Source organism: Paenarthrobacter sp. NPDC090522, assembly GCF_044769225.1.
Lineage (GTDB): Bacteria > Actinomycetota > Actinomycetes > Actinomycetales > Micrococcaceae > Arthrobacter.
The window spans coordinates 18774-33770 of record NZ_JBIVXL010000015.1 but is presented as its reverse complement, the minus strand read 5'-3'; the positions used below and the strand labels follow the sequence as shown (position 1 = coordinate 33770).

The window sequence follows — 14997 nt, the reverse complement described above, 5'->3', positions numbered from 1 at the left end:
CGCGGGTGGCCGGCCCAACTGGGTCGCATTTGTGCGCGTTTTGAGCCGTCAAAACGCGCTTAATTGCGACCCAGTTGGGTGCTACGAGGGGGTTAGGCCAGGAATTCCCGGGCTGCCGTGACCAAGGCGTCCGTGCCAATGCCCAGCGTCGGCTGGATCACCGGGGCGAAGTACGGGGAGTGGTTGGACGGCACATCCTCCGGGAGCCGTCCCTTCTCTGCAAACTCCTTGGCGAAATGCGGTTCGATCCCGCCCAGGAACCAGAACACCAGCGGTGCGCCGGCCGCCGTCGCCAGCATCCCGACGTCCTCGCTTCCGGAAACCGGGCCTGGATCGATCACTTGATGGGCGCCGAAAGTGGTCCTGAAAGCCGCATCCACCCTTTTCGCCGCTGAATCGTCGTTGACGGTCAGGGGGAAGCGCTCTTCGTAGTGGAAGTCAGGTTCCTGGGTGGCACCCGAGGCGGTGGCCTCGCTCCGTACAATGCGTTCGACGGCGGCCAGCACCTTCTGGCGCGTCGGCTCGGCGAAGGACCGGATACTGAGACCGAGGGTCGCCGTTTCGGGGATGATGTTGTTCTTGGTTCCGGCGTGGAGTTGGCCGACTGTCACCACCGCCGAATCACTCGGGGCGATTTCGCGGGAAACCACGCCTTGGAGACGGACAGTTGCTGCCGCGGCCATGAGGACGGGGTCAACCGTGGTTTCGGGACGCGACCCGTGACCACCCCGGCCGTGCAGGGTGACGTTGAGCGAATCCGCCGAGGCCATGGCAACGCCGGACCGGAGTCCGAACCAGCCGGCAGGGAACGGGGCCACATGCTGGCCGAGCACCACATCCGGCTTGGGGATGCGATCGTAGAGGCCATCCTTGACCATGGCGTTGGCTCCGCCGCCCCATTCCTCGGCGGGCTGGAACACGGCGATGAGCGTGCCTTGCCACTCCTGCTTCTGGTTGACGAGTTTCTCCACCGCGCCCAGGAGGCAGGTGACATGGACGTCGTGACCGCACGCGTGCATCACGGGCACCTCGCGGCCTTCATGGTCTTCGCCCAGGGCTGTGCTGGCGTAGTCCAGTCCGGTGGCTTCCTTGACGGGGAGCGCGTCCATGTCAGCCCGGAGCATCACCACCGGACCGTCGCCGTTGTTGAGGACGCCCACCACGCCGGTCTTGCCGATGTTGCGGTGCACTGCGAGGCCCAACTCTTCGAGGTGGCCCGCGACGATGCCTGCGGTCCGGACTTCCTGGAAAGAAAGCTCTGGATTTGAGTGCAGGTCTTTGTACAGCTCTTCAAGGTCAATGCCCACGGACTTACCCCTTACCGTTCGACGCCGGGAATGGGGCCAGTGTATCGAGTGGGGCTGATGGGCGCCTGGGTCTCACCCGTCCGGTGCAGACTTGGGTGCATGGCTGCTTCTCAAGAGATCACCACTCAGGAATCCACTGTGGAGGAATGGACCGAGGCCCTGGCCCAGTCCAGTGGTTCACCCGGTGGCGGGGCCGGGACGGGAGTGATGCTCGCCATCGCGGCTTCCCTGACGTCCATGGTGGCGGGATATACGGAGGATGCCGGGGAGGACCTCCAGGACCGGGCACGCACTTTGCGGGAGACCGCTCTTCGCTTGGCTGACAAAGACGCGGTTGCTTCCAAGGCTTTCGGTGCCGCTTTTCGCCTGGACCCCGGACCGCAACGTGAAGAGGCTGTTCGACGGGCATCCGTTGAGGCAGCCAAAGCTTCGGCCGTGCTGGGAGATCACGCAATGGACGCCATTGAGGACCTCGCGTGGTTGGCGACAAACGGGAACCCGGCGCTGATTGCGGACGTCGTTGTGGCCTTCGGGGCCCTGCGCGCTGCGATTGCCGGTGCACGGACCAACGTCAGTTTCGATCTCGCTGCCCTCGCGAAGGACGGGACGCCGTTGGAGAACGTCCGAGCGCAGCACCCCCACTTGTGGGAAACAGTCGGCCGCCTGAGCGACGCCATGGACCGAATCGATGAGCTTACGGCGGCCGTGGACACCAAGGCGGCCCCAACGGACACGTTGTGAGGCCTGCTGTGGGGATACACAGCGGGCCTGCAAGGGAAGCCCGCACGTGGTTTACAAAATTCATTGGCGATTCGCCTAACGCCCTTTCGAACAGTGCCGATAGCTGTTGCTGAGCAGGGATCGCTCGATGCTTGGCCACGGATTGGCCTTTGAACACCACCAGGTGAGGACTTTGTGCTTGAATCCGTGACCTCCGTCGCCCTGGCCAGCGCCATGGACGCGCTTTCTTTGCGCCAACGGACTATCGCCAACAACATCGCGAACGTCAACACGCCCAATTACACGGCCAAACGCGTCTCCTTTGAAGACCAGTTGGCGGCATCCGTCCGCTCCGGTGACGGCACCGTCAACGCCACGATCTCACCTTCCGACGAGCCAACCCGCACGGACGGAAACAACGTCAACCTGGACACGGAGACGCTTTCCAACATCGATACCGTCCTGCGGTACCAGTTTGCCGCCCGGGCCGTCGCCGGGGAATTCACGTCCCTCCGCACGGCATTGAGGACAAACTGATGACCTTCGACGCAATCGGAATCGCAGGCTCGGCACTCACCGTCCACCGCAAGTGGCTCGATGCCGTCTCGGACAACCTCGCCAACATGAACAACGCCTCGCGGACGGACGGGCAAGTGTTCCGTGCCCGCTACATCGAGGCCGCCGAGGGCAACGACGGCCAAGGCGTGTACGTCAAGAGCACCCCTCTGGGTGATGCGACCGGCCGGATCGTCTACCAGCCGGACCACCCCCTGGCCGACGCCAACGGGAACGTGAAGTACCCGGACATCGATCTGGCCGAACAGATGGGCACCCTGATCGTCGCCCAGCGCGGTTACCAAGCCAACGCGCAAGTGGTGGACCGCGCCCGTGAAACGTACTTGGCAGCACTTGAGATAGGAAAGTCCTGATGGCCCTGGGTCCTGTTGAGAGCGTCCAAGGCGTCAGCGGAACCGGTTATGCGGGCAGTGCCAAGCCAGCCAGCACCGGCGGTGACTTTGGCACGGCCCTGACTGGCGCCGTCGACGATTTGCAGTCCTTGCAGTCGGCCTCCAAGGAACTGGCTGTGTCTGCAGTGACAGGCAACCTGGATGACATCCACAAGGCAACGCTTGCTGCCACGCGCGCCCAAGTGACGTTCGAGTTGGTTGCCGCCGTGCGCAACAAGGGCGTTGACGCGTTCAACGAGATCATGAGGATGCAGGCCTGATGCCACCGGCAATTTCCCAGTTCTTCCGCAAGCTCGGCAGCGGCATGCAGGCGTTCAGCCCTGCCCAGCGGACGCTCGCCATCCTGGGTGTGGCGGTGTTGGTCCTGGGTGGCGTGGCGTTGACCGCCTGGCTGGGAAAGCCCGCCTACTCGCCGCTGTTTTCCGGGTTGAAGGACACGGACGCCAACAGCATCGTGGAGCAGCTCCGCAAGGACAACATTCCCTACGAACTGAGCAACGGCGGATCCACCATCCTGGTCCCCGAGGACAAGGTCTATGACGAACGCCTGAAGGCCGCAGCGGCCGGACTGCCCACCGCCGCAGCCACGGGCTATTCCTTGCTGGACAAACTGGGCGTCACGTCTTCGGAATTCCAGCAATCCGTGACGTACAAGCGCGCGTTGGAAGGGGAACTCAGCACCACCATCCAGGCCATGGACGGAGTGAAGTCCGCGGCCGTCCAGCTCGCCATTCCGGAAAAGTCGGTGTTCGTCTCCACCACCCCGGACGCCACGGCATCGGTGTTCGTGCAAACCCAGCCGGGAACAACGCTGTCCTCGGACAAGGTCCAGGCCATTGTGCATTTGACCTCCGCGGCGATCGAGAACCTGAAACCCACCAACGTTTCCGTGGTCGATTCGCAAGGCAACGTGCTCTCCACCGTTGGCGCGGGAGCTACGGGGTCCTCGTCCAAGCAGGCAACGGACTACCAGCAGCGCACCTCGGATGCCGTCCGGTCCGTGCTGGACAGCGTTGTGGGTCCGGGGAACGCCACCGTGGCCGTGGCCGCGGACGTCACCGCGGAATCGGCCCAGCAACGCAGCGAGACCTTTACCCCCGCCACCAATACCCCCGCGCTGAGCGAGTCCACCAAAACCGAGAAGTACACGGGCACCGGCGGTGGCGCGTCCGGGGTGCTCGGTCCGGACAACATCGCTGTTCCCGGTGGCACGGCGGCCAACGGTTCGTACGATTCCAACGACACCACCAAGAACAACGCGGTCAACAAAGTCACCGAGGACCGGACCATCCCGCAGGGCGCCGTCAAACGCCAGACCATCTCAGTGGCCATCAACCAATCCGCCGCCGGGGGAGTGAACGTTGACTCCGTGCGCGCTTTGGTGACGGCTGCTGCGGGCATCAACACGGCCCGCGGCGATGTGGTGACGGTGGAGGTCCTGCCGTTCAGCACGGCCGCGGCTGACAAAGCAGCGCAGGCACTCGGCAGCGCCCAGGCGGACGCAGAGGCTGCCAAGGACGCAGCGCTCATGAACACCCTCATCATGGCCGGAAGCATCCTCCTCGCCGCGATTGCCCTGATCGTGACCGTGCTGATCATCCTCAAGCGCCGCCAGCAACGTGAACCAGTGGACCTCGGCGAACGCCTGGACTACGAGGCACTGCCCGAAGCCATCCCCACCCCGGCCATCGCCGGGCCGCCCACCACAGCCATCGAGCTAACCTCCATCCAGCCCGTAGCCCCGCTGGAGCCAACCCCGGCCCTGCCTTTGCCTGGCTCCGAAGCACTCGACGGCGAACTCAAGCGGGCCCAGATCGAGGCCATGGTGGCAGACAACCCGGCCCGCACCGCGGAGTACTTGCGGGGACTCATGGATGAAAGGCAGTCGGTGTGAGCCTCCCGGAAGCCTCAGCCCTGAACGGGGTGCAGAAGGTGGCGGTGGTGCTCATGCAGATGAGCCCATCGAGTGCGGCGGCGGTCATGGCCCAGTTTTCCGAATCCGAAGCTGAGGACATCGCCGCGGAGATCGTCCGTCTCCGCCGTGTCTCCTCCGTGGTGGCGGACCACGTCATCAACGAGTTCCACGGACTGGCCGTCAGCGGCCGCCGCACTGCCCGCGGCGGCCAGGAATTCGCCGTCGGGCTTCTTGAAGCGTCCTTCGGCGCGGACAAAGCTGCCGGCTTCATGGACCGCCTCGCCTCAACCATGGCCGGGAAGTCCTTCGAGTTCCTGGAAATGATGGACCCCGGGCAGATCCTTGCCCTGATCGACGGGGAGTTGCCGCAAACCATCGCACTGATCCTGGCCCACCTGCGTCCCGGAAAAGCCTCCGCCGTCATGTCCGGGTTGGGCGACACCCAGCGCATCGAGGTTGCCCGGTGCATCGCGACCATGGGCTCGGCCTCCCCCGAAGCGGTGGGCATCGTGGCCGAGACCCTCAAGGTGCGCGCCGGCGCGGTGATGTCGCAACGGAAAACCAACGAAATTGTGGGCGGCATCCAGCCGTTGGTGGACATCATCAACCGCTCGGACGTCAATACCGAACGCTCCGTGCTTGACGGCCTGGGCACCGTGGACCCGGACTTGGCGACCGAGGTACGTGCCCGGATGCTCACGTTCGTGGACATCGTGAAGCTGGAGCCGCGGGATATCCAGCAGATCCTCCGCGGCGTCAGCGCCGACGTCCTTGCCGTTGCCATGAAGGGCGCCCCGCCAGTGGTACTGGACACGGTCCGCGCCAACATGTCCGGCCGCAACCTGGAGATCCTCGAGTCCGAAATGGCCTCATCAGGTCCGGTCAGGGCCTCGCAGGTAGAGGAAGCACGGGCGGACATCGTCCGGTCCATCCGCGAACTCGAAGCGGCGGGTGCCATTGTTGTCCGGCGCGGGGACGAGGACGACTTTGTCTACTGAGCCGTACACCCGCGTTACGTTCCCGGAACTCCGCACGGAGCAACCTTCCTCAGAGCGGGGATTCACCCAGGGCCACGCTGCCGGCTACGCGGCCGGGATGCAGGCCGCGGCCGCAGAACAGCGCCGCTTGCGTGAACAGTTGTTGGCTGAGCACGCAGAAAGGCTCGACGCCGGTCGCTCGGCTGTTGCGCGGGCCGTCGCCGTCCTGGAGGCGGCAGCTTCGGCCGCGCAACGCCGCCAGGAGGTTGCCGTCGCCGGGATCGAGCACGTGCTCGCTGCCGGTGCGTTGGAACTCGCGGAGGCGATCCTCGGCTACGAGCTCGCCCACGGAGAACGGACGGCGCGGGCAGCCCTGGACCGCGCGCTCGGACAGGGCGACGGAACCGTGACTGCCGTTCGCCTGCACCCTGGTGACGTGGCCGCGTTGGAAGCTGCCGGCGTCGTGCCTCCGGCAGGTGTTGAACTCAAGGCCGACCCCGCACTCAACCCGGGCGACGCCGTCGGCGACTATCCGCACGGCTGGATCGACGCGCGGCTGGGATCCGCGGTGGACCGGGCGCGCCAAGCACTGATGGGCGGCCTGGCGTGAGGGGCCTCGCAGCCGCCGTTGCCGCAGCCGCGCCGCAACGCGTGGGAACCGTGACGTCCGTGCTCGGGCTGGGGCTGGAAGTCGCCGGGCTGGAATGCGCGGTCGGGGAACTGGTGACGGTTGGCACTGGAGCCGACGCGCTCGACGCCGAGGTTGTGGCCTCCGTTGCCGGGGGAGTGCGGTGCATGCCCCTTGGCCGGCTCACCGGCATTGCCGCAGGAGCTCCGGCACGGGCTGCCGGGACTTCGGTGTTGGTTCCTACCGGTGCCGGGTTGTTCGGGCGCGTGCTGGATGCGCTGGGCAGGCCGATTGACGGGAAAGGACCCCTGCTCTGCGCCGGCAAGGTGCCGATGGACCAGGAAGCGCCGAATGCCATGCGCCGGGCGCGCATCGACACCCCACTCCAAACCGGAGTCCGTGTGCTGGACACCCTTTGTACCCTGGGTCGCGGGCAACGCCTTGGATTGTTCGCCGGCTCGGGCGTGGGCAAGTCCTCGCTGCTGTCCATGGTGGCCAGGGGTACTGACGCTGAGGTCTCCGTGATTGCCTTGGTGGGGGAGCGTGGGCGTGAAGTGCGCGAGTTCCTCGAGGACGACCTCGGCGCAGAGGGCCTGGCCCGGTCCGTGGTGGTGGTCGCTACCTCGGACGAACCCGCCCTCATGCGGCTCCGGGCGGCGGTCACGGCAACCCGGATCGCGGAGTCGTTCCGGGAAGCCGGGAAGGACGTGGTCCTGATGATGGACTCCCTGACGCGCGTCGCCATGGCCCAGCGAGAGATAGGGCTTTCCGCTGGTGAGCCGCCCGCGACGCGCGGGTACCCGCCGTCGACCTTTTCCGTGCTGGCGAGGCTCCTGGAACGTGCCGGAACCGCGGAAACCGGCTCCATCACCGGCATCTACACAGTGCTGGTGGACGGGGACGACCACAACGAGCCGATCGCCGACGCCGCGCGCTCCATCCTGGACGGGCACGTGGTCCTTGACCGGAAGCTCGCGGTCACGGGGCACTTCCCCTCGGTGGATGTGCTCGGCTCGGTGTCCCGCGTGGCGTCGAAGGTTACCGCGCCCGAACAGGCCGCGCTCGCGGTTGCGTTGCGGAGGGTTCTCGCGGCTCGTCGTGCGGCACAGGACCTGATCGACGTCGGTGCCTACCGGCACGGCAGCAACCCCTTGGTGGATGCCGCACTGGACAACGAGGCTGCCATCAACCAGTTCCTGCGGCAGGGGATGGGTTTGCCCTCCTCAATGGCCGATTCGTGGGCCGGACTTGCCCGGTTGGCCGCTGCGTTTGGCGTGGAAGGATCCGTATGAACCGACAATTCTCCCTGGCAGGGCTGCTCAGGCTGCGGCAGGCCGAGCAGAAGGCTGCCGAATCCGGATTGGCTACGGCGAACTCTCGGTCATCCTCTGTGCGTGAACGGCGGGCCGAAGCCCGTGCAGCCTTGGCGGATTCTTCGGGTGCCGTTGGTTCGCTGGGGGATTCTGCCACCTTGTTGGGCATTGCCGCCGCGCGTGCTGCTTCGCAGAGCATGCTTGCCGAACTCGATGCCCTGGCTGCTGTTACAGACGCCGAGGCCGCGGCTGCCAAGGACGAATACACCGAGGCCAGGCGCCGGGCCGTTGGGCTGGAGAAACTCGAAACCCGCCACGACGCCGCCTTTCTCGCTGCCGAACTCCGGGCCGAACAAGGTGCCCTGGACGAGATTGCTTCCGCCGCGTGGCACCGGAAGGCGGGCTCATGAGCATGGTTGAGGCGCTGGGCAGGATCCAGAGCATTGAGGCGTCCCTGCAGCAGTTGTCGGAGCGTTCTGCTGCTGCCGTTTCGGTGGCCTCCTCGGCATCATCCGCATCTTTCGCCTCGGCGCTCAGCTCGGCGATGGGAACCTCCGACGTTTCCGCCCTGCTCTCCCCAGCAGGAAGCCCGACGGCGGTCACGGCTGGAAGCACGACGGCGGTCACGGCTGCTGCCGCTACCGGCAGCACTGCCGGGGGAGTCACAGGTGACGCCGTGGTTGCTGCAGCCAAGAAGTACATTGGTGTGCCCTACGTATGGGGTGGGACCAACCCGGCTACGGGAATGGACTGCTCCGGCTTTGTGCAGAGGGTCTTCAAGGATCTGGGCGTGGAATTGCCCCGGGTGGTGAGCGACCAGATGCAGAAGGGCACACCCGTCGCTTCGCTGGCCGAGGCCAAACCCGGTGACCTTCTGGTGAGCTACGGCGGCGAGCACATCTCCATTTATTTGGGGAACGGCAAGGCGATCGACGCGCCCGTGCCCGGACAGACCATCCAGATCCGCGATGCCTGGGAGAAGTACTCCAACCTGACCTCCATCCGCCGGATCGTCCCGGCTGGGGGTTCGTGATGCAGGTGCTTGGCTGCTCTCCGCGGGGACCTCTGCCGGGCTTACTGGGTAGCACGGATGCTTCGGGTGTTGCGGGCGGGTCCTTCGATGCTGTGCTGGGCGGGATGCTGGAGACCCCCGGCACGGATGGAGCCGCCGGCGCTCTGGGTGGTGCGGGCTCCGGGGGTTCATTCGTGACGGGTAAGGGAGCGACCGAGGATGCGTCCTCCGCGGCTGCGTCCGGCCGATTCGTGGGTTCGCTGCAGGGTGTGTCGGGCGCACGGCATGATTCGCAGCTGGGCATCGAAGTGGCCGATGATGTTGCGTCGCCCACCGGCCGTTTAGATGACACGCTGTCCATTCGACGAGTCCTTCCGTCTGATGCGCAGGTAGCCGTCGAAATGGACGCAGCGGTCGTAGCCAACCCCGGCGTCACTCAGCCAGGCACACCAGGAGCCGACGCATCCGCGCAGCCAGGCGCCGCCGTCGTACACCCCAGCGGTGGCCAGGGTGGTGCCCGGATTGTTGGAGTGGGTTCCACGTCGGCGGTGTTTGGTGGCGGGCCGGGGTCGGCGAGTGCCTCCGCGGCAGGCTCAGCCCATGCCGGGATTGTTGGAGTGGGTTCCACGTCGGCGGTGTCTGGTGGCGGTGCCTTGGCCGGTTCGGGCTCCGATGCTGATGCTGCGTCTGGCCGATTCGTGGGCTCGCTGCCGATCATGCCGGGCGCACGGCATGATTCGCAGCTGGGCATCGAGTTGGAGGTATCCGGTGCTGGGAAGTCTGACCGTTTAGACGACTCGCTGTCCATTCGACGACTCCTGCCGTCTAATGCGCAGGTAGCCGTCGAAACGGGCTTGGCTTCGAACCTCGCGCCCGGCACTAGCGTGCCTGGTGCCGGCGTGACACTCGCCAGCGGTGGCCAAGGTGGTGCTGCGATTGGCGGGCCGGGGTCGGCGGGGGCCTCCGCGGCGGGCTCAGCCCATGCCGGGATTGTTGGAGTGGGTTCCACGTCGGCGGTGTTTGGTGGCGGGTCCGTGGCCGGTTCGGGCTCCGATGTTGAGGCTACGTCTGGCCGATTCGTGGGCTCGCTGCCGATCATGCCGGGCGCACGGCATGATCGGCAGCAGGGCATCGAGTTGGAGGTATCCGGTGCTGCGAAGTCTGTCCGTTTAGACGACTCGCTGTCCATTCGACGACTCCTGCCGTCTACTGCGCAGGAAGCCGTCGAAACGGATACAGCGGTCGTAGCCAACCCCGGCCCGGCCGTGAATCAGCTAGCCACACCAGGAGCCGACGCAGCCGCGCAGCCAACCGCCGCCGTCGTGCACCCCAGCGGTGGCCAAGGTGGTGCCGGGGTTGTTGGAGTGGGGTTCACGTCGGCGGTGTTTGGTGGCTGGTCCGTGGCCGGTTCGGGCTCCGATGTTGAGGCTGCGTCTGGCCGATTCGTGGGCTCGCTGCGGGGTGTGCCGGGCGCACGGCATGATTCGCAGCAAGGCATCGAAATGGAGGTATCCGGTGCTGGGAAGTCTGACCGTTTAGACGACTCGCTGCCCATTCGACGACTTCTTCCGTCTACTGCGCAGGGAGCCGTCGAAATGGACGCAGCGGTCGTAGCCAACCCCGGCACGGCCGTCACTCAGCCAGCCACACCAGGAGCCGACGCATCCGCGCAGCCAACCGCCGCCGTCGTACACCCCAGCGGGAAAGCGGCGCCGGGCCAAACCACCCCGGACCAAAGCGCACCTGCTCCTGTACAGCCAGCCCCAACTCAAGCGGCGCCGGACCAAGCCACACCGGACCAAAGCGCACCAGCTCCAGTAATGCCCGCCCCGACCCAAGCGGCACCGGGCCAAACCACACTGGACCAAGCCACACTGAACCAAGCCGCACCAGCTCCTGTACAGCCTGCCCCGACCCAAGCGGCGCCAGGCCTAACCGCACCCGTGCAACCCACGCAGGCCCAGCCCCCAAACCCGGCCGCGCTGCACCAACAAGCACTGAACCACCCGCCACTGAACCACCAGCTCGCCCGTCCCCTGTTCGCATTGGCCTCGGCCCAGCCCGGGGAGCACGTGATGACCCTGCGGGTGTCGCCGGAGGACCTGGGTCCGCTGACGGTGCGGGCGCACATCGACCACGCGGGCGTGCGGATCGAATTGTTCGCTGCTGGGGACGCCGGACGGGAGGCGGTCCGCCACGTGCTGCCCGAACTGCGTCGGGGCCTGGAGGATGCCGGGGCCAGCCTGAGCTTGTCGTCGCAGGACCACCCGCAGGACAGCCCGCAGGATGCGCCAACGGACAGGGGAGACCATCGGCGCCACGAACCGGCTTTCCAGGCACCAGTGCCCCGAAGCGTCGCAACCGGACGTGAACCGGAGCAACCTACGCACGACCCCGAAACCAACCGGCTCGACGTCCTCGTCTGACGCAAAGGAGAGAACAGCATGACCGTCCAAGCCATACCCAGCGCGGTGCAGGCCACCACCAGCCAGACTGTGCGCAAGCCCGTCCAGGCGATGGATTCCGAGGTCTTCATGCATTTGCTCGTAACGCAGCTGAGGTACCAGGATCCCAGCGCGCCGATGGACACCAACCAGATGATGAGCCAGTCGGTCCAGTTGTCCATGATGGAGAAAATGACTGAACTCACGGCTGGTTCCAAGGAGAGCTTCTCGCTCCAGATGCGCACGGCTGCGGCCCAGATCATCGGGACCACGGTGGACTACGCGCTCGCCGATGGAACCAAGGGCTCGGGCATTGCAACCTCCGTGTCCTTCGCTGACGGAGTTCCGCTGGTCAGCGTCGGCGACAAAAAGGTCCCGCTGGACAACATCACCGGCATCACCGCCGGGACACCCGCCGCCGGGACACCCGCCGCCTAAACACCCGCCGCCTGAACACAGCACAACACACAGACCCCCGAAGAAAGGCAACACCATGCTCCGTTCGCTGTACTCCGGAATTTCCGGCCTCCGCGCCCACCAGACCATGCTCGACGTCACCGGCAACAACATCGCCAACGTCAACACCACGGGCTTCAAGTCATCGTCGGCGCAGTTCCAGGACACGCTGTCCCAGCTGACGCAGGGCGCCGCCGCACCACAGGAAGGAACCGGCGGATCCAACCCCGCCCAGGTGGGCCTTGGTGTAAGGGTGGCCGGCGTGAGCACCAACTTCGGCCAGGGTTCGTCGCAGAGCACCGGCCGCGGCACGGACCTCATGATTTCGGGCGAGGGCTTTTTCGTGACGGCGAAGGGAACCCAGCAGTTCTATACCCGCGCGGGCAACTTCCAGTTGGATGCGTCCGGCCGTTTGACCACGCCCGACGGCGGCATCCTCCAAGGCTGGTCCGCCACCAACGGCGCGGTGAATGTGGGCGGACTGACGGGGCCCATCACGTTGTCCCCGAACACCACCGCCCCTGCCGTGGCAACGACGGCTGCCTCACTGGGTGGCAACCTGCCTTCGGATGCGGCGGTGGGCACCTCGCTGGAGCGCCAGGTCAAGGTGTTCGACGGCAACGGTGCCGAACGCGCACTCACGCTCACGTTCAGCCGCACGAACACGGGCTGGAGCGTTGCCGGTGCCGACGCCAACGGTGCCACGGGATCCGGCGCCCTGACCTTCGCCAATGGTGCCCTGACGTCCGGCGGCTCATTGAACGTGGGCGGGATCAACGTGGATCTCGGCGTGGTCACCGGGTTCGCGCAGATGAGCACGCTGACGGTGACGGGCCAGAACGGCGCCGAGGCCGGCAAGCTCGAGTCGTTCACCTTGGCTGCCGACGGTTCCCTGGTAGGCGCCTTCAGCAACGGCAGCACGCAGGTATTGGCCAAAGTGGCGCTGGCCAAGTTCACCAACGCCGAGGGCCTGGAGAAAGCCGGCGGCTCGTCCTACGTTGCTACGGCCAACTCCGGCGCAGCCCAGCTTGGGGTCCCCGGCGACGCTGGCCTGGGCTCGCTCACCTCGGGTTCCTTGGAGATGTCGAACGTGGACCTGTCCCAGGAGTTCACCAACCTGATTGTGGCCCAGCGCGGCTTCCAGGCGAACGCCCGCATCATCACCACCTCGGACGAGGTCCTGCAGGAACTGAGCAACCTGAAGCGCTAGTCCGCAACGGATCCTGCCCGTTGGCCAATCCGCATGGACCAACAGGGCAGGATCCGCTAACGCTCCGCCCCTCCCGGCCGACAGTAGGAAGTACAGCCACCCCAAGCCAAAGCAGAACAGCACATGATCGTTGTCACCCGCCTCAACGGCACACGCTTCGCCGTCAATCCGGACATCCTGGAGCGGATCCATGAAAGTCCGGATACGCATTTGGTGACGCTCGACGGCGCCGCGTACGTGGTGCGCGAATCGCTGGTTGAGGTGGTGGAACTGATCGCGGAATACCGGGCAAACGTGCTGCGGCGGGCTCAGGACCTGCCGCGGGTGACCGGTTACCCGCTCAGCCTGGTGCCCCAGGCAAACGAACAAAACGACCCCCGAAACGGAAGGTAGCCCGTGACAATCATCGGCCTGCTGCTCGCCTTTGCCTCCGTGGTGGTCATGGTCACCCTGGAGCACGCCAACCTGATGTCCCTGCTCCTGCCGGCGCCCATGGTGCTGGTTTTCGGGGCAACCATTGCCGTGGGGCTGGCCGGGAACACCCTCCCGGATGTCATCCAGTCCTTCAAGCAGGTCCCCAAGGTGTTCATGGGCAAGCCGGCCAAGGCCAGCGCGAGCATCGATGAACTGGTCCGCCTGGCGGAGAAGGCCCGCAGCGAGGGGTTGCTCTCCTTGGAAGAAGAGGCCAACAACGCCAAGGACCCGTTCCTTGCCCGTTCCCTCCAGAACATCGCCGACGGCACGGATGCCGAGGAACTCCGCCTCCTCATGGAGGACGAGATCGATACCCGGATGCGCGCCGACCACGTGGCTTCGAAGTTCTTCGCAGCCCTGGGCGGCTATGCACCCACCATCGGCATCATCGGCACGGTTGTCTCCCTGACCCACGTGCTGGAGAACCTGTCCTCGCCGGACCACCTGGGACCGATGATTGCCGCAGCCTTCGTCGCTACCCTGTGGGGCCTGCTCTCCGCGAACTTCATCTGGCTCCCGATCAGCGCCAAGCTCAAGCGCCTCTCCGAGCTTGAGGTGGAGCGGATGAACCTGCTCATGGAAGGCCTACTTGCGGTGCAGAGCGGTACCCAGCCGCTGCTCCTGGCCGAGCGCCTCCGCGCCATGGTTCCGGCGGATCCCAAGTCCAAGTCCACCAAGGACAAAGCGGACGACGGCGGCAAGACCGGCAAGCTCACAGCGTCAAGGGCCGCATGAGGTCGCGCAGGAAACGTGGCGCGCAACTCGAAGAGCACCACGTGGACGAGCGCTGGATGGCGTCCTACATGGACATGGTCACGGTTCTCATGTGCATGTTCATCGTTCTCTTTGCCATGTCTTCGGTGGACCAGATCAAGTTCGAGAAGCTCCGGAATTCCCTGGCCACGGGCTTCGGGACGGAGATCAGCCAGAAGGTGGACACGGCCAGCGGCGTGGTGGTCCCCGGTGAACTGACTACCTCCAACGGCGAGGGGTTCTCCCCGCTGGACCTGGCCACGCAGGAAGTCAACAAACTCACAGCCCTGCAGGGAGCCATGCAGACCCAGCTCCAATCCCAGGGCCTGGACAAGAACGTGGAGTTCGTGGTGGGGGAGCGGGGCCTGACGGTGAAACTGGTTGGCTCGCAGACGTTCTTCCAGCCGGACATGCCGGACCTGACTCCCAAGGCCGTGCAGATCCTCACGGCCATTGCGCCAACGGTTGTTGGTTCCGGTCTCGAAGTGATGATTGAGGGCCACGCAGCCAAGGGGTACACCGCTTACGCCTCCACGTGGGAACTCTCCGCGGCGAGATCGGTGAACGTCCTCAGGTTCTTCGTGGACCAATCCGGGATGCCGGCAGCCAAAATCGGGGCCGTTGCCTTCGGCTCCGCACGGCAAGTCACCGACGACTCCACCGAAGAGCTCATGGAACTCAACCGGCGCGTGGACGTGGTGCTGGTGTCGAACCGGCCGGAGGATATCCGCGCGCTCATCCCGCAAGCCATGGAGGCGCAGACACATGACTCGGCGGCTGCAGCCAAGGCGGCGAAGTAGGCAGGAAAATGGCCTTACAC

The 14997-nt window shown here is 65.7% G+C and carries 17 protein-coding genes; 16 read left to right on the top strand and 1 reads right to left on the bottom strand.

What is annotated here, in order from left to right:
- Positions 1 to 92 precede the first annotated feature (92 nt).
- On the bottom strand, positions 93 to 1307 hold the full coding sequence (locus tag ACIQT2_RS17920) for an amidohydrolase (protein WP_402949063.1): 1215 nt from the start codon (positions 1305 to 1307) through the stop codon (positions 93 to 95).
- Between the two features lie 99 nt (positions 1308 to 1406).
- Between ACIQT2_RS17920 and ACIQT2_RS17915 the strand changes: the two genes are divergently transcribed.
- The 16 genes from ACIQT2_RS17915 (at position 1407) to ACIQT2_RS17840 (ending at position 14977) form a co-directional block, all read left to right on the top strand.
- A complete protein-coding gene (locus ACIQT2_RS17915; protein ID WP_402949060.1) occupies positions 1407 to 2048 on the top strand; it encodes a cyclodeaminase/cyclohydrolase family protein in 642 nt (213 codons plus the stop codon).
- Positions 2049 to 2222: 174 nt separating this feature from the next.
- Entirely contained in the window at positions 2223 to 2564 is a 342-nt protein-coding gene (locus ACIQT2_RS17910; protein ID WP_400333928.1) for a flagellar basal body rod protein FlgB, read from the top strand.
- Entirely contained in the window at positions 2564 to 2956 is a 393-nt protein-coding gene (locus tag ACIQT2_RS17905) for a flagellar basal body rod protein FlgC (RefSeq protein ID WP_397323207.1), read from the top strand. The genes ACIQT2_RS17910 and ACIQT2_RS17905 overlap by 1 nt, the downstream gene beginning before the upstream one ends.
- Entirely contained in the window at positions 2956 to 3255 is a 300-nt protein-coding gene (fliE, locus tag ACIQT2_RS17900; RefSeq protein WP_400333929.1) for a flagellar hook-basal body complex protein FliE, read from the top strand. Before ACIQT2_RS17905 ends, fliE begins: the two co-directional genes overlap by 1 nt.
- Entirely contained in the window at positions 3255 to 4889 is a 1635-nt protein-coding gene (gene fliF, locus ACIQT2_RS17895; RefSeq protein WP_402949056.1) for a flagellar basal-body MS-ring/collar protein FliF, read from the top strand. Before fliE ends, fliF begins: the two co-directional genes overlap by 1 nt.
- Positions 4886 to 5908: a flagellar motor switch protein FliG gene (fliG, locus tag ACIQT2_RS17890; RefSeq protein WP_402949054.1), complete on the top strand. Its 1023-nt coding sequence runs from the start codon at positions 4886 to 4888 to the stop codon at positions 5906 to 5908. Before fliF ends, fliG begins: the two co-directional genes overlap by 4 nt.
- On the top strand, positions 5898 to 6497 hold the full coding sequence (locus tag ACIQT2_RS17885) for a hypothetical protein (protein WP_402949051.1): 600 nt from the start codon (positions 5898 to 5900) through the stop codon (positions 6495 to 6497). The genes fliG and ACIQT2_RS17885 overlap by 11 nt, the downstream gene beginning before the upstream one ends.
- Positions 6494 to 7807, top strand: a complete 1314-nt coding sequence (locus ACIQT2_RS17880; RefSeq protein WP_402949048.1) for a FliI/YscN family ATPase — start codon at positions 6494 to 6496, stop codon at positions 7805 to 7807. The genes ACIQT2_RS17885 and ACIQT2_RS17880 overlap by 4 nt, the downstream gene beginning before the upstream one ends.
- Entirely contained in the window at positions 7804 to 8238 is a 435-nt protein-coding gene (locus ACIQT2_RS17875; protein WP_402949045.1) for a flagellar FliJ family protein, read from the top strand. The genes ACIQT2_RS17880 and ACIQT2_RS17875 overlap by 4 nt, the downstream gene beginning before the upstream one ends.
- Positions 8235 to 8861, top strand: coding sequence for a C40 family peptidase (locus ACIQT2_RS17870; RefSeq protein WP_402949042.1), 627 nt, complete (start codon positions 8235 to 8237; stop codon positions 8859 to 8861). The genes ACIQT2_RS17875 and ACIQT2_RS17870 overlap by 4 nt, the downstream gene beginning before the upstream one ends.
- Before the next feature lie 104 nt (positions 8862 to 8965).
- Positions 8966 to 11266, top strand: coding sequence for a flagellar hook-length control protein FliK (locus ACIQT2_RS17865; protein WP_402949039.1), 2301 nt, complete (start codon positions 8966 to 8968; stop codon positions 11264 to 11266).
- Positions 11267 to 11284: 18 nt separating this feature from the next.
- The gene (locus ACIQT2_RS17860) at positions 11285 to 11722 is read left to right on the top strand and encodes a flagellar hook capping FlgD N-terminal domain-containing protein (protein WP_402949036.1); all 438 of its coding nucleotides are present in this window, start codon (positions 11285 to 11287) and stop codon (positions 11720 to 11722) included.
- Positions 11723 to 11777: 55 nt separating this feature from the next.
- Positions 11778 to 12950 (top strand): flagellar hook protein FlgE, encoded by a 1173-nt coding sequence (locus ACIQT2_RS17855; RefSeq protein WP_402949034.1) that lies wholly within the window; start codon positions 11778 to 11780, stop codon positions 12948 to 12950.
- Between the two features lie 123 nt (positions 12951 to 13073).
- Positions 13074 to 13343, top strand: coding sequence for a flagellar FlbD family protein (locus ACIQT2_RS17850; RefSeq protein ID WP_402949031.1), 270 nt, complete (start codon positions 13074 to 13076; stop codon positions 13341 to 13343).
- 48 nt (positions 13344 to 13391) lie between these two features.
- The gene (locus ACIQT2_RS17845) at positions 13392 to 14159 is read left to right on the top strand and encodes a motility protein A (RefSeq protein ID WP_402949287.1); all 768 of its coding nucleotides are present in this window, start codon (positions 13392 to 13394) and stop codon (positions 14157 to 14159) included.
- Positions 14156 to 14977 (top strand): flagellar motor protein MotB, encoded by an 822-nt coding sequence (locus tag ACIQT2_RS17840; RefSeq protein ID WP_400333959.1) that lies wholly within the window; start codon positions 14156 to 14158, stop codon positions 14975 to 14977. Before ACIQT2_RS17845 ends, ACIQT2_RS17840 begins: the two co-directional genes overlap by 4 nt.
- Positions 14978 to 14997 lie beyond the last annotated feature (20 nt).

Excerpts from the sequence above, each read along its gene's own strand:
- ACIQT2_RS17915 (WP_402949060.1), top strand. The coding sequence starts at position 1,407 with ATGGCTGCTTCTCAAGAGATCACCACTCAGGAATCCACTGTGGAGGAA.
- ACIQT2_RS17905 (WP_397323207.1), top strand. The coding sequence starts at position 2,564 with ATGACCTTCGACGCAATCGGAATCGCAGGCTCGGCACTCACCGTCCAC.
- fliE (WP_400333929.1), top strand. The coding sequence starts at position 2,956 with ATGGCCCTGGGTCCTGTTGAGAGCGTCCAAGGCGTCAGCGGAACCGGT.
- fliF (WP_402949056.1), top strand. The coding sequence starts at position 3,255 with ATGCCACCGGCAATTTCCCAGTTCTTCCGCAAGCTCGGCAGCGGCATG.
- ACIQT2_RS17875 (WP_402949045.1), top strand. The coding sequence starts at position 7,804 with ATGAACCGACAATTCTCCCTGGCAGGGCTGCTCAGGCTGCGGCAGGCC.
- ACIQT2_RS17870 (WP_402949042.1), top strand. The coding sequence starts at position 8,235 with ATGAGCATGGTTGAGGCGCTGGGCAGGATCCAGAGCATTGAGGCGTCC.
- ACIQT2_RS17865 (WP_402949039.1), top strand. The coding sequence starts at position 8,966 with ATGCTGGAGACCCCCGGCACGGATGGAGCCGCCGGCGCTCTGGGTGGT.
- ACIQT2_RS17860 (WP_402949036.1), top strand. The coding sequence starts at position 11,285 with ATGACCGTCCAAGCCATACCCAGCGCGGTGCAGGCCACCACCAGCCAG.
- ACIQT2_RS17855 (WP_402949034.1), top strand. The coding sequence starts at position 11,778 with ATGCTCCGTTCGCTGTACTCCGGAATTTCCGGCCTCCGCGCCCACCAG.
- ACIQT2_RS17850 (WP_402949031.1), top strand. The coding sequence starts at position 13,074 with ATGATCGTTGTCACCCGCCTCAACGGCACACGCTTCGCCGTCAATCCG.
- ACIQT2_RS17845 (WP_402949287.1), top strand. The coding sequence starts at position 13,392 with ATGGTCACCCTGGAGCACGCCAACCTGATGTCCCTGCTCCTGCCGGCG.
- ACIQT2_RS17840 (WP_400333959.1), top strand. The coding sequence starts at position 14,156 with ATGAGGTCGCGCAGGAAACGTGGCGCGCAACTCGAAGAGCACCACGTG.